This window comes from Pseudoalteromonas agarivorans (assembly GCF_024518735.1).
GTDB classification, from domain to species: Bacteria; Pseudomonadota; Gammaproteobacteria; order Enterobacterales; family Alteromonadaceae; genus Pseudoalteromonas; species Pseudoalteromonas atlantica.
In genome coordinates, this window is the sequence record NZ_JANIGJ010000002.1 from 219,339 (window position 1) to 241,812 (window position 22,474).

Below are 22,474 nucleotides of genomic sequence, written 5' to 3' on the forward strand. Positions count from 1 at the left end.
TAATAAAACAAATGATAAAAATAACAACAATAAAATGTGGTTTTTACTGGTTGCTGCTAAGCCTAGCACCCGCAGCGGTTGCCTTTGAACACGCCTTTAATATAAATACCAACACCGTTTTAATTATTGCCAGTGCCCTACTTGCGCTGGCTTTGCCATACCTATTATTTGTAATTTATAAATTAAAGCGCTCTCGGTTACAGCACAGCCTCTCGGAAAAGCGCTTAAAAAGCACGGTTGAAGGCAGTGGCGATACTCTTTGGGATTGGAATATAAAAACTGGCGAAGTTATTCGTATTAACGATAAATACATGATGGATTCAACAACGTTAATGGGTTTTCCGCCAAATAAAAGCTTGATCCACCCACACGATATTGCCTCAGTAGAGCATTTATTAAAAAAACACTTTGCTCAAAAGTCTGCTTTTTTTGAAGCCACTTACCGTATTAAAGACACCTTTGGCCACTGGCACTGGGTATTAGACCGCGGAAAAATAATAGAAAAAGATGCCAACTTAGCGCCACTGAGAATGACCGGCACAGTGCGCGATATTTCAGTGTTAAAATCAACACAAGAGCGCCTCAATTTATTTGCTAAGTGTGTAGAATCACTCACTGATGCACTTGCTATATATGATAAAAACTTTAACTTAGTTGATATTAACCCCAGCTTTTTAACGCTTTTTGGTGGCGTTAGAGAGCAATATCTCAAAAAGCCTTTTAACTTACCTGGTTACGATAAAAGCTACACAGAAAACATTAAAAATATAGTACGAGAGCGTGAGCGAATTCAACAAGAGGTAAAACTGCGCAATAGTGAGCGAGTGTTACTGCCAATAGAGATTTCTATTGATGAGATAAAAAACGAACAACACCAAATAACAAACTATGTAGTGGTTTATTCAGATTTAACCGAACGTAAAAATGCACAATCGCAACTGCATAATTTATCAAATAGAGACCGTACGACCAGTTTACCTAACAGAAATTTATTTTTTACCGACCTACAAAAGCTAGTAAAACAAAATACCCACCATGCCCTTTTGGTATTTGATTTAGATAATTTTAAAAAAATTAATGATTCATTAGGCCACCAGCTAGGCGACAGCCTGTTAGCAAAACTGGCTATGCGATTAAATAAATTAACCCGTGAGAATGATGTTTTTTACCGCTTAGGGGGTGATGAATTTGCCTTAGTTATGGCAGATACTAATGATATTCATGTTATTACTCGCATGGCAAAGCAATTTTTAGCTGCAATTGCGACCCCATTTAAAATGGCAGGCCACGAGCTCGCTATTACCTCAAGCGTAGGCATAGTGTTATTCCCTGAAGATGGCAGTACCCCAGAGCTGTTATTAAAAAACGCAGATACCGCAATGTATCATGCTAAAAAGAAAGGCAATAGTTACCTGTTTTTTAACGACACCATGAACCGCCAAGCGGTTAAACGCTTACAAATAGAAAACCTAATGCGCTTTGGTCTAAAAGAAAACCATTTTGAAGTGTATTACCAACCAAAAATGAATATTCGCACTGGTAAACTTACCGGAATGGAAGCATTAGTGCGCTTTATAACCCCTAAAAAAGGCGTTATCAGCCCCGGTGTATTTATTCCTATTGCTGAGGAAACCGGGCAAATAATAGAAATTGGTGAAGTGGTTTTAAACAAAGCATGTCGCGATGTAAAACAATGGCTAGACGATGGACTATTTAGCGGCCGCGTTGCAGTTAACTTATCGGCTAAGCAGTTTAGCTTGCCAGATTTAACGACCCGTATTGACGTGATATTGCAAAAAAACGAGCTACCTTCTTACTTTTTAGAGCTGGAAATTACCGAAGGCACGGTAATGGACGACCCACAAGAAGCCATTGCAATTATGCGCTCGCTAAGTGCCCGTGGTATTCATTTAGCCATGGACGATTTTGGTACAGGCTATTCATCTTTAGCGTACTTAAAACAATTTCCGCTGAATACCTTAAAAGTAGACAAAGCATTTATTGATGACATGAAAACCGAACGTGGCCGCAACATGGTTGACTCTATCGTGACGATTGCGCAAAACCTCGATTTACATGTGGTTGCTGAAGGTGTGGAGCAAGCAAGCCAAATTGACATACTTAAAACGCTAAATTGTGAAACCGTACAGGGCTACTTCTATTCAAAACCGCTTTCAAAAGATGAATTTACGGCCTTTTTAAAACAGCAACAAAGCAACTCTACGCCAAGCCTTATTAGTGCTAATAAACATTTAGCGCAAATAAGGTAATGTTACGGGCGCCATATACACGCACCAGCTCCTACGTTGCGTATAAAAGCACGCCTGTAATGCAAACCGAATAAGCACCATGCGCCAGGGCCTATTAGCGCCCCTAATAAAATCCACCGTTTAATTGGCATGCCTTTTTTAAGCGCTTGAATGTAAATGGCCAAAGCACATAGAGCATTAATAAAAACGAAAAGCAAACATCACCCCAGTTGAGCTCAAAACAACGCTGCGCATTTTAACGGCAAATAACACACTTTTAAAGCAGCAGGCTTGATAAGCCAATGAGTCGCCATTTTAGCTATCAGCGCATATAAATTAAGTATTGATGCAGATTACTATTACCTAGTTTAAAAATTTAGGCATAAAAAAAGCCGGCATAGCGCCAGCTTTCCAGCTTTATTGTATAGCTTGGGTTACTTTTCAGCGCGACCCATAAACTTGTGCTCAACCGTATTAATACGGATACGGTCGCCCGTAGATATATGCTCAGGCACCGAAATGGTTAAGCCCGTGCTCAGGCGTGCAGGCTTAGAGCGTGCACTGGCAGAAGCGCCTTTGATTGAAGGGTCTGTTTCTTCAACAACCAGCTCTACGCTTGATGGCAAATCTAAACCTACAGGCGAGCCATCAATTACAATAACGTGTACGCCTTGCGTTTCTTCGTTAACGAATTGAATTTCTTCTGCAATCGCCTCTTTGTTTAAGTTATACGGCGTGTAGTCTTCATTATCCATAAACACGTATTCATCGCCATCAATGTAAGAAAGCATTGCTTCGCGGCGAGTTAAATCTGCTAGGGTTAGCATGTCGCTGTCTTTGAAGGTTTCGTCTACTTTTGCACCTGTTACTACATCGTATAAACGCATACGGTACAAACTACCGCCTGCACGACCTTGTGGTACTGAACGTACAATATCTTTAACTACCAACACGCGATTATTAAACTCAATCGCGGTTCCTTTTTTAACTTCACTCGCCTTTGGCATGGGGGTTTTCCTATTATTTTTTTGATTGCCAGAAACATACCACGAACTGGGTATTGTTCAACTAAAAATACGTTAATTTGGGGCTACATTTAATATAGACTTGCAAATTTTTAATTTAAAACTAAATACCTATAATCAAAAGCGAAAAAAACTGCTATGGTATCTCTACCGAGTATGACTTCAAGGATTGGATCATGGACCAAAACACAGTACATGAGTATTTAGTAAAGAAGCCCTTGGTGCAAGTGACAAAACCATTTGCTCAAGAGGTTGATGTTTATAAAGTAAATCATAAAATGTTTGCCACCCTTGCCTTAGGTAATGATGGAGACGTTAATGATGATGGAGATCCTATTTGGTGGCTTAATTTAAAGTGCGATCCCGATGAAGCACTTAAATTGCGTGATATTTTTCCTGCGGTGATCCCTGGCTATCATATGAACAAGCGGCTTTGGAATACGGTGATATTAGATGGCTCTATTCCACAAGGCGAAATTGAAAGAATGATCGATAATTCGTTCAAATTAGTTGTTGAGAATATGCCAGAAAAAGACCGTAAAGCAATTGAAGCACATCTATAGAAACCACCATCACGGGCTAGCTTGCTAGCCCTATTTGCTACAATTTTAATGTGTATATCAAATCGTCATAACGTGTATTATTAATAGTGTGCGCTTGCGTATTAATGCCAGTTAACGTTAATCCACACTTTTGTAATACCTTTTCAGACCCTATATTCCCCTTTGTAACCACGGCTTTAAACTGTGTAATACCGCATTGTTGCCATGCCCACTCAATCACGGCACGCAATGACTCACTGGCAAAGCCTTGATTAAAATACGCGGGTAAAAACAAATAGCCTAGCTCAGCTTGCTCAAGTTCGTATGTAAACCCCGTTACACCCATGGGCTCATTTGAATGCTTATCAAATACCACAAGGCAAAGTGGATGAGTAGAAGTGCTATCCCAACTTTTTAAACGTTGTTCAAAGCGGCTGCGTACAAACGCTTCGCTGGGCATATCGTAGCAATAACGGATCACGGTAGGATTTTGATGTAACTGCAAAAATAATGGCCAATCACTGCTTTGAAGCGGGCGCATTGCCAATCGTGCTGTAAACAACTGCATAATGGTTTACCTCTTATCTGCTTAGCTGCAAATTAAGCTAACATACTTTATAGCAAGCCACTTAATTATAAGTCTTATTTGAGGGTAAAAACCTGTCGATAACTAAATAAAAACTGGCAATTTAGGTTTTATAAATGCACGTTTTTAACACAGGTAACGACACGTTTAGCCCCGCAGAATGATTAAGTATTATTGCGGGTTGGTATTATTGCGCCCTAGAATTCTATATTTACAAATAGCAGATATAAAAAAACCGCATATAATGCGGTTTTTTTAATCAAGCTGTTTTACGAGTCTTGTTTTGGTGAGTCAACGCTCTCTTCTTGAGGTTGCTCATCAGCAGGCTCTGCTTCTATAGCTTGTTCAGCAACAGGTGCTGGGCTTGGCTCATCTGCAACAGGCTGCGTTTGAAAAAACTTAGCGCCTGATTCAGCCATACTTACTAACGTGTCGCATGGGGCAAAATTTGCATTGCTATTAGCTAATGTAGACATATCAGAGCTAACCTTGCTGGCACCCAATTTATCCATATAGCTAAACGGTCCACCTAAAAATGGTGGGAAGCCAATACCAAATATAGCGCCAATGTCGCCATCACGTGGGCTGGCAATAATGCCATCGTCTAAACAACGCACGGCTTCGTTAAGCATTTGTGATACACAGCGCTTAGCAATTTCGCTTTTATTTAAACGCGGTGCAGGGGTTACACCTAATAGCTCATACACTGACTCGTCAACTTTTTTGCTCTTTTTATCGTACTCATAAAAACCACGACCCGTTTTGCGGCCTAGGCGTTTTGAATCAATCATACGAGAAAATGCATCAGGCGCTTTAAATCGCTCGCCTAATTCTTTTTCAAGAATTGGGGCAATTTTAGAGCCTATATCAATCCCTACTTCATCAAGTAAAGCAAGCGGCCCAACTGGGAAACCAAACTCTACAAGGGCTGCATCAATTTTTTCAATTGGCTCACCGGCAAGCATTAAATTAGCTGCTTCATTTACATAAGGCGCTAAAATACGGTTTACGTAAAAACCTGCCATGTCTTTTACCACAATGGGCGTTTTACCTTGCTTACGTGCAAAGTTAACTACGCGCGCTATAGTCTCTTGTGAAGTCCCTTCGTGCGGAATAATCTCCACGAGTGGCATTTTTTCAACTGGCGAGAAGTAATGCAGGCCTATCACGTTTTCAGGGCGCTGTGCCTGTGCTGCAATTTGTGAAATAGGCAGTGATGACGTGTTACTTGCAAAAATAGTATTGCTTTGGCATTGCTGCTCTATATCGGCAACCATACCTTGCTTTAAGGCTAAATCTTCAAAAACAGCTTCTACTACTAAATCAATGTGTTTAAAGCCACTGTAGTCGGTAGTACCGGTAATACGGTTCATTGTTAACTGCATATCAGCTTTAGACATAATGCGGCGTTTAAGGCGCTTATCTAAAATTTTGTAGGTGTAGTTCATGGCATTACTAATGCCCTGCTCTGCTACATCTTTAATACGTACAGGTACTTTGGCTTTTACTGCGCTTACATGCGCAATACCGGCACCCATTAGGCCGCCACCTAAAACAGCTGTTTTACTAATTGCTGGCGCATCGTCGTTGCGCCACTCTTTTTTCATTTCAGTGGTTGCAAAGAAAATACCGCGAAGCGCTTTAGATTCATCACTCATTACAAGTGTTGCAAAGCTTTCAGCTTCTGTTTTGTATGCTTTTAATTTATCAAGCTCTACACTTGCACGCACAGCCTTAATAATTGCAAGCGGCGCAGGGTAATGTCCGCCGGTTTTTTTAAGGACGTTTTCTTTGGCTTTTTTAAAGATAAAGTTACGGCCAAACGGGTTTGACTCTAATAATTTGCTTACTTTATCAAGCTTTGGCTCTTTATCTGCAGGCTTTTTCTTAGCGGCAAATTCTTTAGCGACTTTTAGTAATACGCTTTGTGGTACTACATCATCTAATACGCCTGCTTTTTTAGCTTGCTTAGGGCGAATCTGCTTGCCTGTTAGCATCCATTCAAGTGCTTTTTGAATGCCTACAATTTTAGTTAAACGCTGCGTACCGCCGCCACCTGGTAATAAACCAAGTTGTACTTCAGGCAGGCCTACTTTAGTCATATCGCTATCTGTGCCTACGCGGTAATCACACGCTAAAGCAAACTCTAAACCACCACCAAGCGCAGCACCATGTATTGCACTTACTGTTGTATAAGGTAGTTTTGTCATATCAAAAAAGGCTTGATGACAAAGTTCACTAATTGCTAACGCATCTTCACGCTTTTGCACGCTATCAAGCATTTTTACATCAGCGCCCGCGATAAAGTTATCGCTTTTACCACTTATAAATACCATCCCCTTTACTGACTCTTGCTTAGCCGCTTCAAGTAAAGCTTTTAAGTCATCAGCGAATGAGTCGCGCAGGGTGTTCATTTTCTCACCCGGCACATCAATGGTTACTACGGCAATTTTGTTTTCATCTACCGTTAAATTAAATACTGAATCTGTCATTACGCGCTCTCCAATACAAAGGCTGCACCTAAACCACCAGCAGCACACGCTGTTGTTAATGCTAAACCGCCACCACGACGTTTAAGCTCGTGTAAGCTTTGCGTAATTAAGCGAGCACCGGTTGCTGCAAATGGGTGACCATATGCTAGTGAGCCGCCGTTAACGTTAAACTTATCCATGTTAATTTCGCCAATTGCTTTGCTACGACCAAGTTGCTCTTGCGCAAACTTATCTGATGCAAACATTTTCATATTGGCTAGTGTTTGCGATGCAAAGGCTTCGTGCATTTCAATTAAATCTAAATCAGCAAGTGTAATTCCTGCTCTATCAAGTGCGATAGGCGTTGAATGCGCTGGGCCCATTAGCATGTCTTTTTCTACACCAATTGCCGAAAACGCAAAGCTACGTACATAACCTAAAATTTCGTAGCCTAGTGCTTTTGCTTTGCTTTCGCTCATCATCAGTACGGCAGCTGCACCATCGGTTAATGGTGTTGCATTTGCAGCGGTAACCGAGCCATGTTGGCGGTCAAATACTGGTTTAAGCTTAGCGTAGCCTTCAACTGTAGAATTTTTACGAATGTTATTATCTTCTTCAATAAAGCTTTTATATGGCGGTAAGTGTGCCGTCATTACTTCATCTTTTAACTTGCCATCGGCCCATGCTTGGGTTGCAAGTGAATGCGAGCGATGCGCTAGTGCATCTTGATCTTCACGGCTTATGTTATGTGTTTTAGCCATTTGCTCAGCAGTTTGCCCCATTGAAAGGCCTGTTGAGTATTCAGCAACCGCAGGCGGTACTGGTAATAAATCTTTTAAACGCAATTTTGAGAATATTTGTAAACGCTGGCCTAAGGTACGTGCTTTGTTTAAATCAACTAAGCTACCTGCCAATTTTTTACTTACGCCAATAGGTAATACTGAAGATGAGTCGGCGCCACCGGCAATACCTACATTTACAGAGCCTGCCATAATAGACTCAGCTACATTAGCAATGGCCTGAAAGCTGGTAGCACACGCACGCGATACTGAATACGCGTCTACGCCTACTGGCATACCCGTACCCAAAACAATTTCACGTGCAATATTTGGCGCTTCTGGCATTTGTACTACTTGACCAAATACAAGTTGATCGATTTCTGACTTGTCGAAATTTAATCGTTCAAGCATTTCGTTGACCACCAACTTACCCATATCAAGGGCTGGTACATGGTGAAACGCTGTTGCTTGTTTTGCAAAAGGAGTACGTAAGCCGCTAACGATGGCAATACGGTCGCCTTTTGGTGTTTTTAGTATGTTTTGCTCAGACATTTATGCTCTCCCGCTGACAGGTCTGACCTGTTTGTTTTCCTCGATTCTAAACAACCCGTGTGCTAAAGCCAATAGATAAACACAAATTTATACAAAAGCACTAAAGGTAGATATATACATAGTGCTTAATATTGACTACCACAATAGGCTTTTTTACGCGTTTTTACAAAGTTTTGTGGTACGCTAAAAACCGTTAAAAAATAACGAACTATTTTTAAAAATACAGTCTAACTCTTGAGTTACTCACTTATAAACCTTATAACTAGGTCAGTATTAATCACCTAAAATAAATTAGGTACAAATCCAGCTGACGAGGAAGTCTATTTATTATGGCAGCTAACGCATTCAAACAATTAAAAACGTACTTAGATACACAAATTATTGGCCAGCCAGAGCTTACTCAAGCACTCCTTATTGCCATTTTAGCTGATGGCCATCTATTAGTAGAAGGCCCGCCAGGGCTTGCAAAAACCCGTGCTGTTAACGCCCTTGCTAAAGGTATTGAAGGCTCGTTCCAGCGCGTACAGTTTACGCCCGACTTATTACCTGCCGATGTAACTGGCACCGATATTTATCGCCAACAAACCAGCGAGTTTGTGTTTGAGAAAGGCCCTTTATTTCATAACCTTATTTTAGCCGATGAAATAAACCGTGCCCCAGCAAAAGTACAATCAGCACTACTAGAAGCCATGGCAGAGCGCCAAGTAACGGTAGGCAAAAACACCTATCCGCTAAGCGATTTGTTTATGGTAATGGCGACCCAAAACCCGCTGGAGCAAGAAGGGACTTACCCGCTGCCAGAGGCACAATTAGACCGCTTTTTATTACATTTAAGCATTGATTACCCAGGTGCAGAGCACGAGCTAGACATACTGCGGTTAACCCGTGGTGAAGCACTTAATGAACAACAAGCGGTTATGCAACAAATTACCCAAAGCGATTTATTTGCCGCTCGCCAAGCTATTTTAGGCTTGTATTTAGCCGAGCCGCTTGAGCAATATTTAGTACAGCTTATTATTGCCACTCGTGAAGGAGCTAAGTTTGATGAGCAACTTGGCCGTTGGATTGAGTTTGGCGCAAGCCCGCGTGCTACCATTGCACTTGATAAATGTGCCCGTGCCCACGCTTGGTTACATGGCCGCGATTTTGTAGCACCCGATGACATTCAAGCCGTTGTACATAATGTACTGCGCCATCGTATTATTTTAAGCTACGAAGCACAGGCTGATGGCATTACTAAAGATCAGGTTATAAGCCGCATTGTTGAACTTGTAGCCGTACCCTAAGTTATGCAAACACAATTAGACTCAAAGGCGTGGCTAAAAGAAAGCCACAGCCACGGTGTAAATTTAGCGCTAAAAGAACTGCTGTATTACAAAGCTAAAGCACAGTTATTAGAGCTGGCACCTAAAGTTAAAATTAAAAACAGTTTAACTGGGCAATACCTTGCGCCCCATAAAGGCCGAGGCATGGAGTTTGCCGAAGTGCGTCATTACCAGCAAGGTGATGACATTCGCTCTATTGACTGGCGAGTAACAGCGCGTACCGGCGAAACCCATACAAAGCTTTTTCAAGAAGAAAAAGAGCGCCCAGTTTTTGTATTTACTGATTTTTCAAACTCTATGCTATTTGGCTCAAAGCTGCTGCTTAAGTCGGTACAGGCTGCGCACATTAGCGCGCTAGTTGCGTGGTCGGCGTGTCAACGCGGAGATAGAATTGGCGGTATTGTGTTTAATCAACACTCGCATTTAGAACTAAAGCCCAGCGCCCGCGAAAAAGCGGTATTAAAGCTGTGTCATAATCTATGCGACAGCCACCAGCAAGCACTTAACAATATAGACAAACAAGCAACCAACAACTTTAGCGATAATTTAAAACGCCTTAACCACTTAGCTAAACCTGGCAGCTTAGTGTATTTAGTCTCTGACTTTAATGCCTTAGATGATGCAAGCTTTAAACAATTAGAAATATTAAGCCGCCACTGTGAGCTGATAGGCTGTCATATAAGTGATCCGTTTGAACATACGCTCCCCGCGTTTAAAAACGCTGTCACTGTTAATGCCAACGGCCAAGATTTTGCGCTACCGCTTATGGATAAAAGCTTTAGAGAGCGCTTTGCAAAAAACGCCGAGCAAGCATTTAGCACACGCCTAAATCGCTTAACTAAATCGGGTCTTAACTTAATATCATTCAATGCAGCGAGCCCGCTTGAGCTGCAATTAGTGAGAAAATAACCATGCAAACCAATCCACTCGATGGCCTGCACGATATAATAGCGCCAAGCCAAGTTAGTTGGTGGCCACTTGCCCCTGCTTGGTGGGTTATTATTACCCTGCTGTTCATAGCAATCTGTGCAGCTGCTTTTTGGTTTTACAAAAATTATAAATTTAAAAAGCCTAAGCGCTACGCAATCGATTTAAGCCACAGCGAGCAAAGCGCGCAAACACTTCATATTATTTTAAAGCGCCTAGTAATAGAGTATTACGATAAACGCCTAGCAACGCAATCAACAGCTAACTGGTGTAACACACTTAATACCTTAACCGGTTTAAGCTTTACCGAGCATGAGCTTTTAAGCCTGTATAATGCGCAGCAAACCAATGACGCGCTTAACGAAAAATTACGCCAAGCCATAAAGCAATTTAAACTAAAGGAGCCAGTACATGTTTGAATTTAGCTGGCCATGGTTGTTTTTATTACTACCGCTGCCCTTATTACTTTTATTATTAAAACCTGCTGCCAGTAACGCCCATACCCGGTTACGTATTCCAAGCTTTGCCAAACATAATTTAGCCAGCCAAAGCCTTGAAAAAAGCGCACGTAAACTAACTATTTTTGAATGGCTACTTTGGCTATTACTGGTCACTGCTGCAGCCAACCCGACATGGTTAGACGACCCTATTTCATTACCAAACGAAGGGCGCGATATAATGCTTGCGGTCGATTTATCTGGCTCAATGACCGAACAAGACATGGCTTACAACGGCCAATATGTTGATCGCCTCACTATGGTAAAAGCGGTATTGAGTGACTTTATAGAACAGCGCCAAGGCGACAGGTTAGGCCTAATATTATTTGGCGACACCGCATTTTTACAAACGCCACTGACTCGCGATGTTAAAACCGTAAGTAAAATGCTCAGTGAGTCTCAAATAGGCTTAGTTGGACGTGCCACTGCTATTGGCGATGCGCTAGGTTTATCAGTAAAGCGTTTTGCCAACAAAGATAAAAGCAACCGTATTGTGGTGCTATTAACCGATGGCCAAAACACCGCAGGTAATTTAAAACCTGAAGATGCCCTACTCCTTGCCCGCGAAGAAGGCATAAAAGTATATACCATAGGTGTAGGCTCAGATAACCCCCGTGGATTTAGCCTATTTAATATGGGTGGTATGAGTGGAGGCAGCTTAGATGAAAGCTTGTTAAAAGACATTGCCGAACAAACCGGTGGGTTATATTTTAGAGCCAAAGATGTAGCTGGCCTTCAGCAAATTTACGCAGAGCTTGATAAGTTAGAGCCAATTAGCGCAGATGAGCAAACATTTCGCCCGCAAAGCTCATTGTTTTACTACCCACTACTTATTGCTATTTTACTCATTAGTTTAAAAGTAATGTTAAGCACCTTACGTGCATTAAAGGAGCCTAACTAATGGACTTTACATTTATTCGTCCCGCTGTTTTGTGGCTTTTAATACCTGCACTTGCGTTGTTTTTTATAGCCTTTATTAAGCATAAAAAACAAAGCGCAGATAACCTAATTGCCCCTCATTTGGCGCCGTTTATTATGAACGAGTCAAACACTAAAGCCAGCCAGCCACTTTGGCTGCTCGCTGTATTTTGCTGTTTAGCTATTATTTTTAGTGCAGGTCCTAGTTTTGAAGAAAAACAGGTCCCTGTATTTCAAAGTAAAAGTGCCCGTGTGATTGTAATGGATATGTCGTACTCAATGTACAGTACCGATATAGCACCAAATCGTTTAATGCAATCACGCTTTAAAGCACTCGATATGATTGAGCTATTTAAAGAAGGCGACACCGCTTTAGTTGCCTATGCCGGTAGTGCATTTACTATCTCGCCACTTACAAACGATGCCACTACGCTTACTAATTTAATTCCGAGTCTAAGCCCAGACATTATGCCCGACAAAGGCTCTAATGTTTTAGCTGGCCTTGATATGGCAAAAGAGCTTTTAACGCAAGCAGGCTATATTGATGGCGATATAATATTAGTCACCGATGGCATAGACCAAGAAGAGCAAAGCGATATTACTAGCTTTACCAGTAATTCTTCTTATCGGCTAAATATTTATGGCGTAGGCACAGAGCAAGGCGCTCCTATTAAATTACCTGAAGGCGGTTTTTTAAAAGACAGCTACGGTCAAATAGTTATTCCCACCATTAATATAAGCCGCTTAAAAAGCCTAGCGACGCGCAGTGGAGGAAAGTTTGCCCTTTACCAACCAAGCAGCAGTGACATAGCCACTTTTGCACCAAGTGCCAACAGTGAGTTATTAAAAGATGAAAAACAAAGCCATGCCCTGTGGCGCATAGACGCAGGTATATATGGGTTACTTATTTTACTGCCCTTAGGCCTTTATTTATTTAGAAGTGCAGCATTTGTAGGCGCCTTTTTAGTACTCAGCGTTTTGCCAACCCAACAGGCAAGTGCATTAGAGCTCCCCTCTTTTTTAAAAAACACTGATCAGCAAGCGCTTGATGCTTATAAAGATAAAGATTTTGAACGGGCCGCCAATGCCGACTTAAGCAGCTTAAAAGGGTCTGCATTGTACCAACAAGGTAATTTTGATGCCGCACTAGAAGCCTTTAGTAAAGATAAATCAGCCACTGGTTTTTATAACTATGCCAACGCGCTTGCCAAATCAGGACAGCTAGAACAAGCCATAGATGCTTACAAACAAGCACAAACGCTACAACCTAACTTTAGCGAAGCCGCTGATAACCAAGCTTTGGTTGAGCAGTTGCTCGAGCAACAGCAGCAACAGCAAGAGGGTGATTCGCAAGATAACCAGCAACAATCTGATCAAAGTGAGCAACAAAACAATCAGCAATCAGATCAAAACCAACAAGGTGAAAATAGCGATTCTCAATCAGAGCAAAGTCAAGGCGAGCAATCACAAGATCAGCAAGGTGAGCCAAGTGATGGGTCTGACACTGAGCAAGACCAACAAAGTGCTGAGTCGGGTTCACAATCAGATAAACAAAATGAGCCAGAACTAGAAACTCAGCCACAAGCTAATCAAGAGCAAAAACAGCCTGAGCAAACAAACGAAGAACAAGCTGAAAATACTCAGCCGCAAACAGCGCAGCAGCAAACGTTAACAGATGAGCAAAAGCAAAACGCTCAACAACAAGCCGCGCAAGCACAAACGCGTGAGCTCACCAACGAAGAGAAAGAAAAAGCCCAGCAGCTTAACCAGTTATTAAGAAAAGTACCGGACGATCCGGCAATTTTATTACGGAATAAAATGCAATTAGAAGCCCAAAAAAGACAATATCAACGTCGCCCTACAGGAGTAGAAAAATCATGGTAATGCGATTATTTTGCTGTTTATTGCTATTAAGTGCGATGCCATCATGGGCCGCCACCAAATTAGAGGCAAGTGTAGATAAAAACCCAGTCCTTGCTGGCGAATTTTTTATGCTTAACATTTCAGTTGACGACACAATAAAAAGCGAGCAACCCGACACCTCGGTGTTACTTAAAGACTTTGTAGTTGGGCCAACAAGTTTAAGTACGCGCACCAACATTATAAATGGCAGCATTAATAAGCAAACAACCTGGTCTGTTAAGTTAATGACCCGTAATGAAGGTGAATACACCATTCCGGCATTTAACGTGGCCGGTTTAAGCTCGCAGCCAATAAAATTAAAAGTGGCAAAGCGCGCTGCCGATGCTGATAAAAATAACGATATTTTTTTAAAAACATCGCTCTCAAGTGACTCGTTGTTTGTTCAAGAAGCTGGCGTATATACGATTAAACTCTACCTAGCAAAAGAGCTGCTTGATGGCAGCCTAAGTACGCCCAGTATGCAAGATGCACAGCTTACACAATTAGGTAAACAAACCGAAAGCTATGAGCTTGTAGATGGTAAACGTTATTTAGTGATCACCCGAGAATACTTACTACAACCGCAAAAAAGTGGTGTATACACCATTGTTGGCCCTACGTTTCAAGGCCGTGTACAGCAAAATTACCGCCAATTAGAGGTGTCGGCTTTAGGGGATGATCAGCAACTTGAGATAAAACCTATTCCGGCAAACTATAAAGGCGCATGGCTACCCAGTGAGTTAGTTAATATTGATGAGCAGTGGCAGCCTGATGAAAATACAGTAGAAGTTGGCACGCCTATTACACGCACTATTACTTTAACCGCGTTAGGGGTTACTAAAGAGCAACTGCCCGAAATTGATATGAAAACCATTGCGGGAATTCGCAGTTACCCCGATGATGTAGAAACAAACAATGCCGTAAGAAACGGACGGGTTGTATCTCAGCAAACAGCGTCATTTGCGTTATTACCACAAAAAGCGGGCACCTACACCCTCCCAGAAATAACACTGCCTTGGTATAACACCAAAATAAACCGCATTAGTTACGCTACATTGCCTGAGCGCACTATAACGGTAACTCCTAGCGCCAATGCTATAAACCCAGGTGCTATTGCAAACGACAACCTTAATACAGGTGAGCCAACTTTGCCTGCTAATAAAGTAAGTAATACACAGCAGCCCAATACAACAATAGCCGCGCCGCAAAATGTTATTCCGCTTTGGTTAATTATTGTTGCCGTGCTTGGGTATATTTTTTGGATAATCACTGCAATTTTTTATTGGTTAAGCCGTTCTACTAATAATGAGCAAAAAAATAACAGTGTATCTGTAAATAAAGCCCAAACGCTTTCATTAAACGCGCTTAAAAATGCAGCTAAATCAAATAATCTCAATGCATTTTATAGCGAACTAAATGAGGTAGCGATTAAGCTTACGGGCAAAAAGGTGGCTGCGATAGATACGTTAATACACAACATCAATAATGATGAACTGGCGACGCAGGTTAACCGTTTACAGTCAGCTCTTTATGCAAATAGCAGTGCAGATGTCGATCTTAATGCTATTATTAACATAATTGAGCAGCACCAAGTTCAACGTACAAAGTCGCAACAAGCTGTATTAAAAGACCTTTATTAACTAGTTTGATAAATTTAGGTCTTTTCATGCATTAAATAATAAATTTTAATTAAAAAAGTACTTATGCTTGGAAAGAAAAAATCAAATAATCAGGTCTTAGTTGATATGGCAGAGAAACAAAAGCGCTATGAAGCCTTGGTCCATGTATATAATAAGGAGCTTTATCGCTTTGCTTATTGGTTATGCCGTGACCCACATATTGCAGATGACCTAGTACAAGAAACGTTTTTACGTGCTTGGCGCTCGCTTGACTCATTATTGGATCAAAAAGCCGCCAAGCCGTGGCTGCTGACTATTTTGCGCAGAGAAAATGCACGTCGCTTTGAGCGCAAGCAGTTTGACTACAGCGATGTAGAAAACGATACACTTGTCGATGAAACCAGCCATTCGTTAGATGATGAAATGGAGCAAACGGTTATCCAACGCCAAATTGCGCTGCTATCTGATGAATACAGAGAACCCTTACTTCTGCAAGTTGTTATGGGGTGCTCTGGTGAAGAAATAGCAGAGATTCTCGATTTAAATAAAAACACGGTTATGACTCGTTTATACCGTGCCAGAAACCAACTTAAAGAGGCTTTAAGCCGTGATGATGAACAACTTAAAGGGGCATCAAAATAATGGATGAACTTGAGTTTCGTCGACGCACTATTGCGCAGCCAAACGATTTAGATAAGGAGCTTTTAGAGTTTGCTAAAGAGAGCTCTGAGCGACAAAACTTTATAAGCGATATGAAAGACTTTGATAAACAAATTCAAGATGCGTTAGATGTGCCTGTGCCTGACAACCTTGCTGAACGTATTCTTTTAAACACCTCGTTAAAAGAAAAAGCAATGCAAGAAGAGCAAGCAACTGGGGATAACGTTGTAGATGCACGCTCACGTTTTAAGTTTGACCGTGTTCACTTAGCCTTAGCCGCGTCTTTTTTTGTAGCTATTGGCGCATTCTTTTTTAGCACAGAGCAACACATTGCCCATGAAGCAGGCGAACATGCTTTAACCCATGTTTACCATGAAATTACCGCCCTTGAAAAAACCAATGCTATTAGCCTACAAAGCGTTAACGATAAGCTTGCACTGCTAGGCGCTCATATAGAAGAGCTGCCAGGTAAAATTACTTATGCGATGTTTTGCGACTTTAAAGGTGAAAAAGGTCTGCACTTAATTTTTGAGTCGGACTTTGGCCCCATGACGGTCTTTATTGTTCCTTCTGAGAATAAATCGTTTGGGTTTGGCGAAGATGAATTTCATGATGCGCGCTTTGCAGGTCATATTAATCGAGGCGATAAAGCCGATACTATTTTAGTGGCTAATACCGGCGCGCCAATTAATGTGTACAACGAACGGGTTACCAATGCTATTCGCTGGCTGTAACTAGCGCTTAACGACTAAAAACCGCTGAGTAACACTGAGCGGTTTTTTTGTGCCTATTCAGCGCTCATTTTTCATCCAAAACAATTGATTTTAAATGTAATTATTAATTTTTACTGAAAAGTTAATTATACTCACCGCTCAGTTTAACTTAGGGAATTACATGAAGAACATCATCGTTATATTTTCATTACTTGCACTACTGTGTACAGCAAGTTTTGATGCACACGCACGCAAAAAGTTTGGTAGTAGTAAACGCGGTACAACCCCAGCAACACAACAAACCACACAAAAGCAAAAAGCCGATACCACAGCACCTGCAGCCAAGACAAAAAGCAGTAAAAAAGGCATTATGACCGGCGTATTAGGCGGATTGTTAGCCGGCGGTTTAATTGCCGCTATGCTAGGAGATAACTTTGAGGGCATGCAGCTATTAGAAATTATTTTATTAGCAGGCGTTGCCTTTATTTTGTTCAAACTTATTACGGGGTTTATGCGCGCTCGCCACTCTCCGCAATTAGCCGGTACACACGCTACGGGGCACACTGCTTTTAAGCAAACTGCCCCTGAGCAATCTACCAGCAGTGGTTTTACCCAGCAAAGCGCACACACTGAGCAAGTGCCTTTCAATTTACCCCCTAATTTTGACGTAAATGGCTTTTTACAAGGCGCACGTAGCCACTATCACACTATGCAAACTGCTTGGAATAATGCTGATTACGCCACGATGGCTGAGTATTTAAGCCCATCGTTAGCTCAAGAGTTTAAAACTGAGCGCGAAGCGATTGAACGGGTAGCGACTGAGGTGATGTTTATTGATGCCGAGCTGGTACGCGCTGAAACAACTGCAAATTCGTGGCAAGTAAGTGTGCAATTTAAAGGCAAATACCGCGACTTAGACGATAAAAAAGAAGAGCCTATTTTAGAGATTTGGCACCTTGAGCGTGCTACCAGCTCAGATGCTCCATGGCTGATTGTAGGCGTAGAAGACTTAATCGATAGCGAATAGTGCTGTAATTATAGTTATACCAATTCGCTTAATTAAGTAATCTACTTTGAGAGTGGATAAACGTGTTGATAGCTCGGCAAAAAAATCGCTATTTAGGTGTTCTAAATGAGAGCTTTTTAACGCAGGTAGCGACACGTTTAGCCCCGCAAAATAATTAAGTATTATTGCGGATTAGTATTGGTGGCAAACGCTGGCTAATTGGTATAAATAACAGCTAAAAAAACCGCCCAGCCTAAAGTTTAGGCTGGGCGGTTTTTTATTACTGTTAAGTAATAGTATTATTTACAAACGTCAGCAACGGCGTTTGCGAAATACTCAATGTTAGTATCACTAATACCCGCTACATTTACGCGGCTAGAACCAACAATGTAAATACCGTATTCTTTTTGTAGGCGCGCAATTTGCTCTTTATTAATACCTAAGAAAGAAAACATACCGTGTTGACGTTCAATAAACGAAAAGTCTTGCTCTATCTCTTTTGCTGCTAAGCTTTCTTTAATTAAGCTACGTAAACCATTAATACGATTACGCATTTCATCAAGCTCACTGTGCCACATTTGTGTAAGCTCTGTGCTGCTTAAAATAGTGTTTACGATGTCAGCACCGTGCGCTGGAGGCATTGAGTAAATACTACGAACAACGCTTAATAGTACTGAATTTGAAATATCAGCGGTTGCAGTGTCTTTTGCAATAATTGAACACGCACCAATACGCTCACGGTATAAACCAAAGTTTTTAGAACATGATGAACAAATAATTAGCTCTTCTACTGCATCAGCTAAAATACGTAGTCCACGTGCATCTTCTTCAAGTGATGAGCCAAAGCCTTGGTAAGCAATATCAATAAGTGGTGTAAAACCAACTTCTTTTGCAAGCTGAGCAACTATGTTCCACTGTGTCTCGTTTAAGTCCATACCACTTGGGTTATGACAACAAGCATGAAGTAGCACAATATCCCCTTTTGGTACTTGCTTAAGGGTGTTTATCATGTCGTCGAACAATAGATCTTTGTTTTCGTAATCGTAGTACGGGTATTCTTTAACGTTTAAGCCCGCAGCTTCAAACAAGCTAATGTGGTTTGCCCATGTTGGCGTAGTTACCCACAATGTTGCGTCTTTATTGCAACGCTTAACAAATTCAGCGGCAACGCGAAGTGCACCTGTACCACCTGGTGCTTGTGCAGTACGTACGCGGTTTGCTAAAAGTGCTTGGTGCTCACCTAGTAACAGGTTTTCCATTTTTTGACAGTAGTCTAAGTTACCCGCTAAACCAATGTAAGATTTGCTTGTTTCGTTTTCTAAACGAAATGCTTCAGCTTTTTTTACCGCTTTTAATACCGGTGTGTTGCCTTGCTCATCTTTATAGACACCTACACCTAAATCAATCTTGTTAGGGTTTGTATCTTGTTTATAGGCTGCCATAAGGCCAAGAATAGGATCTGTTGGTAATGGTTTTAATTCTGAGAACATTAGCTATCTCTTATCATTAATTAGGGGTTGGCTGTTGTAGTAAGCTTAACATAAAAGCTTACCTTCTTGGCTAGTGATATTTACACTAGAAAGTGAGGAATTTTAATGCAGCACGCAACTAATACAGCCAGTGTACGGCTATCAAAAAAGTCGTTACTAAATGCCTCTGCATCTATAATACCGACGCATTCATGTTGCTCGTTAAATAAGGGTAAACAGGTTTCAGCTTTCACTTTAGGGTCGCACGTATAATACTCGCCACCTTGTGCTAAATAGTTTTCTACGTTGTTAATTACACGCCCGCGCTTAGACAATGCAACTTGTACATTATTGCTGCCTGCTGCAAATGCTTCAGTAAGAGGAAACAGTGGACGGCTTGGCGCACCTTGATACGCCAGCTTTAATAATTGCGGACCCTGAGCAGTGTCAACCGCTTGATAAATACCATACCAATCGACCTGTGTTTGCTGCTCTATGTAATTAACTATATTTTGTAGGTTTGCTAGTTTTTGCTCGTTTTGTGAAGTCGCGCTCACGTGATCAGTAAGTTTAAATGGCTCATCTTGTAAATAACCAAACAAACTACACGCACCGCCTTCACCGAGTTCAGGAATTTGATATTCCCAACGTACAGACGGCAGCGCGCTTGCAGCAATATACTGTTCTAGCTGCTCTAGCTCTTTGGCAATTAATTGTGGGTCTATATTTAATTGCGCAATATCAAGGTAAGAAGAAATCATTTGGCCATCCATACATCTAAAATTTTCTAGATAATAACATGGAAATTTTTTCTGAGCTATAGCAACTTGTAACACATTTCGACTTGGTTACCACTTGCGTTATACGTGACTTTTTCTGCCACTTCTTCGAGTAACGATAAGCCACGGCCAAACTCTGCGTTGAGTTCGGTACGTGTAGAGGAGTCACTTGAGAATCCCCTGCCCGAGTCACAAATAATAAAGTACAAGCACAAGGTATCTGGGCAATAACGCATATCAATAATAATCATCGCCTCTTTCATTTTACTCAGTGCTTGCTCTCTTAATTCATAGTATTTAAAAAAGCCATCGTCTTGTTTTTTTATGTCTGAATCAAGGCCTAACACACCATGATCAAGTGCATTGTTATACGCCTCAGAAAGCAATAAAAATATATTTGAGCGATGCGACCTAAGCCCCTCAACACTGCTTAATACATTAACAACATCATACACAGGGTCTGTGCATTTAATTTGCTGCGCGTTCAAGCTAAGTGAAAAGTTAAATGCCAAATTAGAATACGCCTCTTTGGCCTCAGGCTCTGGGGTTAGCGGCAAACAATTAAGCAGCACTAAGCTTAAGTCGTCTAATTGCTCACTGCCATTGGCAAAGGTATTTACATTATCTATAACACGCTGACTGCTGATCATCGGCTTGCTTTTAAGTGCAGCTAAAAAGCGCTGCTCACCATAAAAAATATCGGCGTCGTTGTTAGTTTCTATTATGCCATCGGTTGAAAGCACCAAGCGGGTGTTTTTATCAACTTCTAAATTAATTAGCTCATATTCAAATTCATCGCGGTCTAAAATCCCCAGTGCCATGTGTTGCGACTCAAGCGTTTGCTTAACTTCACCATCGGTATTTATTAAGTACGCATCTGGTAAGCCGCCAAGCCAGGCCGAAATACTTTTTCCCGAGGCACTGAGCTCAATAATAGTCGCCGCGCAAAACATGTGCTCTGGCAGTAAATTATGCAGTAATATATTGATCTCAGAGGCGATATCGTTAACAGCCATGCCTTTTTGCACCATAGTGTAAAACACCCGTGATGCAGGCAATGCTCCAATCGCGGCCGCTAACCCATGCCCGGTAAAATCACCCAACATGCAATATAAATTGCCTATTGGGCTTTGCGCGACTAAAAACATGTCACCATTAAACATAGAAGCAGGAGAAAGGCTAAAGTCTAAATGGTCTTTAAACTTATCTTGGTTTTCGAGCGAGTTATTAAAAATGTGCTCAATTATTTCGTGCTCGCGCTCTATTTGATTGCGATGATACTCAAGTAAGGTGTTTTGTTGATGGGCTTTTTTACTTAATTCGCGCGTACGGCTGTGCGCTTTAATTTTTGCGTTTAAAATTACTTTTTCAAACGGCTTTTGAATAAAGTCATCCCCGCCTACTTCTAAACAACGCTCAAAGCTGCTTTGATCTTCAAGCGAAGTAATAAAAATAATGGGTAGATAAACGTCGTTGTATCGCTGCTTTATCAGCTTTGCAGCTTCAAAGCCATCCATTACCGGCATAAGTACATCGAGTAGAACAATATCAATCGCTTCTTTTTCTAACACCTCAAGTGCTTCTAGGCCGTTAAACGCAATTGATATTTTATAGTTTTCTTCGAGCAGCATTTTTTCGAGCAGGATGCGATTAAGCGCCTGATCGTCAACAATAAGTACGTGGGTCATTAGTTAATATCAAACTTCTTATCAAAACGTGATATTTGCAGTATTTTTTTAAGCTGAGGCTGACAATTACTGATCTCTATTGTTTGTACCTGGCTTTCAATGGTTTTTTTCATGTTAAGCAACATACCAAGAGCAGAGCTATCCATGTAGTCGGTCTCTCTTAAATCGATAATCACTTTATTTGTTTTAGGCTCAATTTGGGCATAGGCTTGGCGAAATGATTGCACTAAATTAAAGTCAAATTTGCCTTTAATTTGTATCGTTAAAGTACTTTCATCAACCGATAAACTCTTTGTTAAACTCATTATAAACTCCAATAATATTTCCTTTGACCTAAATATAACCTGTTAAAAGTATTTAGCAAAAATAAAAACACTCGCCAGCAAATTTGTTATTATTTAATACATCAATAAAAACGTTTATTTAGGTAAATTATGAGTGATAACCGCTTAGTATATTCAACCGATATGGGCCGAATTAGCCAGCCAAAGGTTGAGCAAGAACCCACTGCAAAACTATTTAAAGATGGCTTTATCCGCATAGAGCGCCAAACGAAGGGCCGAAAAGGTAAAGGTGTGATGTTGGTTGTGGGTATAGATCCAAAAGCGCACGATCTAAAAAAGCTAGCTAAAACCATAAAAAGTAAAATGGGCCAAGGTGGCGCGGTAAAAGAAGGCATTATTGAAGTTCAAGGCGATGATCGCGAAAAATTAAAAGGGATTTTAGAAACCCTTAAATTTAAAGTAAAAATTGCGGGTGGCTAAACC

At 41.1% G+C, this 22,474-nt stretch carries 20 protein-coding genes; 12 read left to right on the forward strand and 8 right to left on the reverse strand.

Annotation, left to right across the window (positions count from 1 at the left end; translation table 11 throughout):
* The first annotated feature begins 11 nt into the window (after positions 1-11).
* Positions 12-2,270, forward strand: coding sequence for a sensor domain-containing protein (locus NQT65_RS05355; protein ID WP_055253033.1), 2,259 nt, complete (start codon positions 12-14; stop codon positions 2,268-2,270).
* A 413-nt stretch (positions 2,271-2,683) separates the two neighbouring features.
* Here the strand turns inward: NQT65_RS05355 and efpL are convergent, their stop codons facing one another.
* Complete coding sequence (gene efpL / locus NQT65_RS05365; RefSeq protein ID WP_004587302.1) at positions 2,684-3,256, reverse strand: elongation factor P-like protein EfpL; 573 nt, start codon at positions 3,254-3,256, stop codon at positions 2,684-2,686.
* A gap of 194 nt (positions 3,257-3,450) precedes the next feature.
* Between efpL and NQT65_RS05370 the strand changes: the two genes are divergently transcribed.
* Entirely contained in the window at positions 3,451-3,837 is a 387-nt protein-coding gene (locus tag NQT65_RS05370) for an MmcQ/YjbR family DNA-binding protein (RefSeq protein ID WP_004587303.1), read from the forward strand.
* A gap of 37 nt (positions 3,838-3,874) precedes the next feature.
* Here NQT65_RS05370 and NQT65_RS05375 read toward each other — a convergent pair whose 3' ends face one another.
* From NQT65_RS05375 to fadI, 3 genes are all read right to left on the reverse strand, one after another.
* Positions 3,875-4,384, reverse strand: a complete 510-nt coding sequence (locus NQT65_RS05375) for a GNAT family N-acetyltransferase (protein WP_024031882.1) — start codon at positions 4,382-4,384, stop codon at positions 3,875-3,877.
* Positions 4,385-4,671: 287 nt separating this feature from the next.
* Positions 4,672-6,894 (reverse strand): fatty acid oxidation complex subunit alpha FadJ, encoded by a 2,223-nt coding sequence (fadJ, locus tag NQT65_RS05380; protein WP_256850666.1) that lies wholly within the window; start codon positions 6,892-6,894, stop codon positions 4,672-4,674.
* The gene (fadI, locus tag NQT65_RS05385; protein ID WP_024031879.1) at positions 6,894-8,204 is read right to left on the reverse strand and encodes an acetyl-CoA C-acyltransferase FadI; all 1,311 of its coding nucleotides are present in this window, start codon (positions 8,202-8,204) and stop codon (positions 6,894-6,896) included. The genes fadJ and fadI overlap by 1 nt, the downstream gene beginning before the upstream one ends.
* 329 nt (positions 8,205-8,533) lie before the next feature.
* Between fadI and NQT65_RS05390 the strand changes: the two genes are divergently transcribed.
* The 9 genes from NQT65_RS05390 (at position 8,534) to NQT65_RS05430 (ending at position 17,792) form a co-directional block, all read left to right on the forward strand.
* Positions 8,534-9,490, forward strand: coding sequence for an AAA family ATPase (locus NQT65_RS05390; RefSeq protein ID WP_004587307.1), 957 nt, complete (start codon positions 8,534-8,536; stop codon positions 9,488-9,490).
* Between the two features lie 3 nt (positions 9,491-9,493).
* Complete coding sequence (locus tag NQT65_RS05395) at positions 9,494-10,438, forward strand: DUF58 domain-containing protein (protein WP_004587308.1); 945 nt, start codon at positions 9,494-9,496, stop codon at positions 10,436-10,438.
* Positions 10,439-10,440: 2 nt separating this feature from the next.
* Positions 10,441-10,875, forward strand: a complete 435-nt coding sequence (locus tag NQT65_RS05400) for a DUF4381 domain-containing protein (protein ID WP_256850667.1) — start codon at positions 10,441-10,443, stop codon at positions 10,873-10,875.
* A complete protein-coding gene (locus NQT65_RS05405) occupies positions 10,868-11,854 on the forward strand; it encodes a vWA domain-containing protein (protein WP_024031872.1) in 987 nt (328 codons plus the stop codon). The genes NQT65_RS05400 and NQT65_RS05405 overlap by 8 nt, the downstream gene beginning before the upstream one ends.
* Complete coding sequence (locus NQT65_RS05410) at positions 11,854-13,755, forward strand: vWA domain-containing protein (RefSeq protein WP_256850668.1); 1,902 nt, start codon at positions 11,854-11,856, stop codon at positions 13,753-13,755. Before NQT65_RS05405 ends, NQT65_RS05410 begins: the two co-directional genes overlap by 1 nt.
* The gene (locus NQT65_RS05415; protein WP_256850669.1) at positions 13,749-15,413 is read left to right on the forward strand and encodes a BatD family protein; all 1,665 of its coding nucleotides are present in this window, start codon (positions 13,749-13,751) and stop codon (positions 15,411-15,413) included. The genes NQT65_RS05410 and NQT65_RS05415 overlap by 7 nt, the downstream gene beginning before the upstream one ends.
* A 63-nt stretch (positions 15,414-15,476) precedes the next feature.
* Positions 15,477-16,034 (forward strand): sigma-70 family RNA polymerase sigma factor, encoded by a 558-nt coding sequence (locus NQT65_RS05420; protein WP_039972214.1) that lies wholly within the window; start codon positions 15,477-15,479, stop codon positions 16,032-16,034.
* Complete coding sequence (locus NQT65_RS05425) at positions 16,034-16,786, forward strand: DUF3379 family protein (protein ID WP_256850670.1); 753 nt, start codon at positions 16,034-16,036, stop codon at positions 16,784-16,786. The genes NQT65_RS05420 and NQT65_RS05425 overlap by 1 nt, the downstream gene beginning before the upstream one ends.
* A gap of 160 nt (positions 16,787-16,946) precedes the next feature.
* The gene (locus NQT65_RS05430) at positions 16,947-17,792 is read left to right on the forward strand and encodes a Tim44 domain-containing protein (RefSeq protein ID WP_256850671.1); all 846 of its coding nucleotides are present in this window, start codon (positions 16,947-16,949) and stop codon (positions 17,790-17,792) included.
* A gap of 278 nt (positions 17,793-18,070) precedes the next feature.
* Here the strand turns inward: NQT65_RS05430 and NQT65_RS05435 are convergent, their stop codons facing one another.
* The 4 genes from NQT65_RS05435 to NQT65_RS05450 all read right to left on the reverse strand — a co-directional run bounded on the left by NQT65_RS05435 (position 18,071) and on the right by NQT65_RS05450 (position 22,012).
* Complete coding sequence (locus tag NQT65_RS05435) at positions 18,071-19,261, reverse strand: amino acid aminotransferase (RefSeq protein WP_256850672.1); 1,191 nt, start codon at positions 19,259-19,261, stop codon at positions 18,071-18,073.
* Between the two features lie 80 nt (positions 19,262-19,341).
* On the reverse strand, positions 19,342-20,001 hold the full coding sequence (locus NQT65_RS05440) for a GAF domain-containing protein (protein ID WP_024031866.1): 660 nt from the start codon (positions 19,999-20,001) through the stop codon (positions 19,342-19,344).
* 56 nt (positions 20,002-20,057) lie between these two features.
* A complete protein-coding gene (locus NQT65_RS05445) occupies positions 20,058-21,707 on the reverse strand; it encodes a fused response regulator/phosphatase (protein WP_029773472.1) in 1,650 nt (549 codons plus the stop codon).
* Complete coding sequence (locus NQT65_RS05450) at positions 21,707-22,012, reverse strand: STAS domain-containing protein (protein WP_004587319.1); 306 nt, start codon at positions 22,010-22,012, stop codon at positions 21,707-21,709. The genes NQT65_RS05445 and NQT65_RS05450 overlap by 1 nt, the downstream gene beginning before the upstream one ends.
* Positions 22,013-22,141: 129 nt before the next feature.
* Here NQT65_RS05450 and NQT65_RS05455 point away from each other — a divergent pair, with 129 nt between their 5' ends.
* Positions 22,142-22,471, forward strand: coding sequence for an SUI1 family translation initiation factor (locus tag NQT65_RS05455; RefSeq protein ID WP_024031864.1), 330 nt, complete (start codon positions 22,142-22,144; stop codon positions 22,469-22,471).
* Positions 22,472-22,474: the final 3 nt, after the last annotated feature.

What these genes read in the sequence shown, in the direction of transcription:
- NQT65_RS05355 (WP_055253033.1), top strand. Translation starts at nt 12, where the DNA reads ATGATAAAAATAACAACAATAAAATGTGGTTTTTACTGGTTGCTGCTA.
- efpL (WP_004587302.1), bottom strand. Translation starts at nt 3,256, where the DNA reads ATGCCAAAGGCGAGTGAAGTTAAAAAAGGAACCGCGATTGAGTTTAAT.
- NQT65_RS05370 (WP_004587303.1), top strand. Translation starts at nt 3,451, where the DNA reads ATGGACCAAAACACAGTACATGAGTATTTAGTAAAGAAGCCCTTGGTG.
- NQT65_RS05375 (WP_024031882.1), bottom strand. Translation starts at nt 4,384, where the DNA reads ATGCAGTTGTTTACAGCACGATTGGCAATGCGCCCGCTTCAAAGCAGT.
- fadJ (WP_256850666.1), bottom strand. Translation starts at nt 6,894, where the DNA reads ATGACAGATTCAGTATTTAATTTAACGGTAGATGAAAACAAAATTGCC.
- fadI (WP_024031879.1), bottom strand. Translation starts at nt 8,204, where the DNA reads ATGTCTGAGCAAAACATACTAAAAACACCAAAAGGCGACCGTATTGCC.
- NQT65_RS05390 (WP_004587307.1), top strand. Translation starts at nt 8,534, where the DNA reads ATGGCAGCTAACGCATTCAAACAATTAAAAACGTACTTAGATACACAA.
- NQT65_RS05395 (WP_004587308.1), top strand. Translation starts at nt 9,494, where the DNA reads ATGCAAACACAATTAGACTCAAAGGCGTGGCTAAAAGAAAGCCACAGC.
- NQT65_RS05400 (WP_256850667.1), top strand. Translation starts at nt 10,441, where the DNA reads ATGCAAACCAATCCACTCGATGGCCTGCACGATATAATAGCGCCAAGC.
- NQT65_RS05405 (WP_024031872.1), top strand. Translation starts at nt 10,868, where the DNA reads ATGTTTGAATTTAGCTGGCCATGGTTGTTTTTATTACTACCGCTGCCC.
- NQT65_RS05410 (WP_256850668.1), top strand. Translation starts at nt 11,854, where the DNA reads ATGGACTTTACATTTATTCGTCCCGCTGTTTTGTGGCTTTTAATACCT.
- NQT65_RS05415 (WP_256850669.1), top strand. Translation starts at nt 13,749, where the DNA reads ATGGTAATGCGATTATTTTGCTGTTTATTGCTATTAAGTGCGATGCCA.
- NQT65_RS05420 (WP_039972214.1), top strand. Translation starts at nt 15,477, where the DNA reads ATGCTTGGAAAGAAAAAATCAAATAATCAGGTCTTAGTTGATATGGCA.
- NQT65_RS05425 (WP_256850670.1), top strand. Translation starts at nt 16,034, where the DNA reads ATGGATGAACTTGAGTTTCGTCGACGCACTATTGCGCAGCCAAACGAT.
- NQT65_RS05430 (WP_256850671.1), top strand. Translation starts at nt 16,947, where the DNA reads ATGAAGAACATCATCGTTATATTTTCATTACTTGCACTACTGTGTACA.
- NQT65_RS05435 (WP_256850672.1), bottom strand. Translation starts at nt 19,261, where the DNA reads ATGTTCTCAGAATTAAAACCATTACCAACAGATCCTATTCTTGGCCTT.
- NQT65_RS05440 (WP_024031866.1), bottom strand. Translation starts at nt 20,001, where the DNA reads ATGATTTCTTCTTACCTTGATATTGCGCAATTAAATATAGACCCACAA.
- NQT65_RS05445 (WP_029773472.1), bottom strand. Translation starts at nt 21,707, where the DNA reads ATGACCCACGTACTTATTGTTGACGATCAGGCGCTTAATCGCATCCTG.
- NQT65_RS05450 (WP_004587319.1), bottom strand. Translation starts at nt 22,012, where the DNA reads ATGAGTTTAACAAAGAGTTTATCGGTTGATGAAAGTACTTTAACGATA.
- NQT65_RS05455 (WP_024031864.1), top strand. Translation starts at nt 22,142, where the DNA reads ATGAGTGATAACCGCTTAGTATATTCAACCGATATGGGCCGAATTAGC.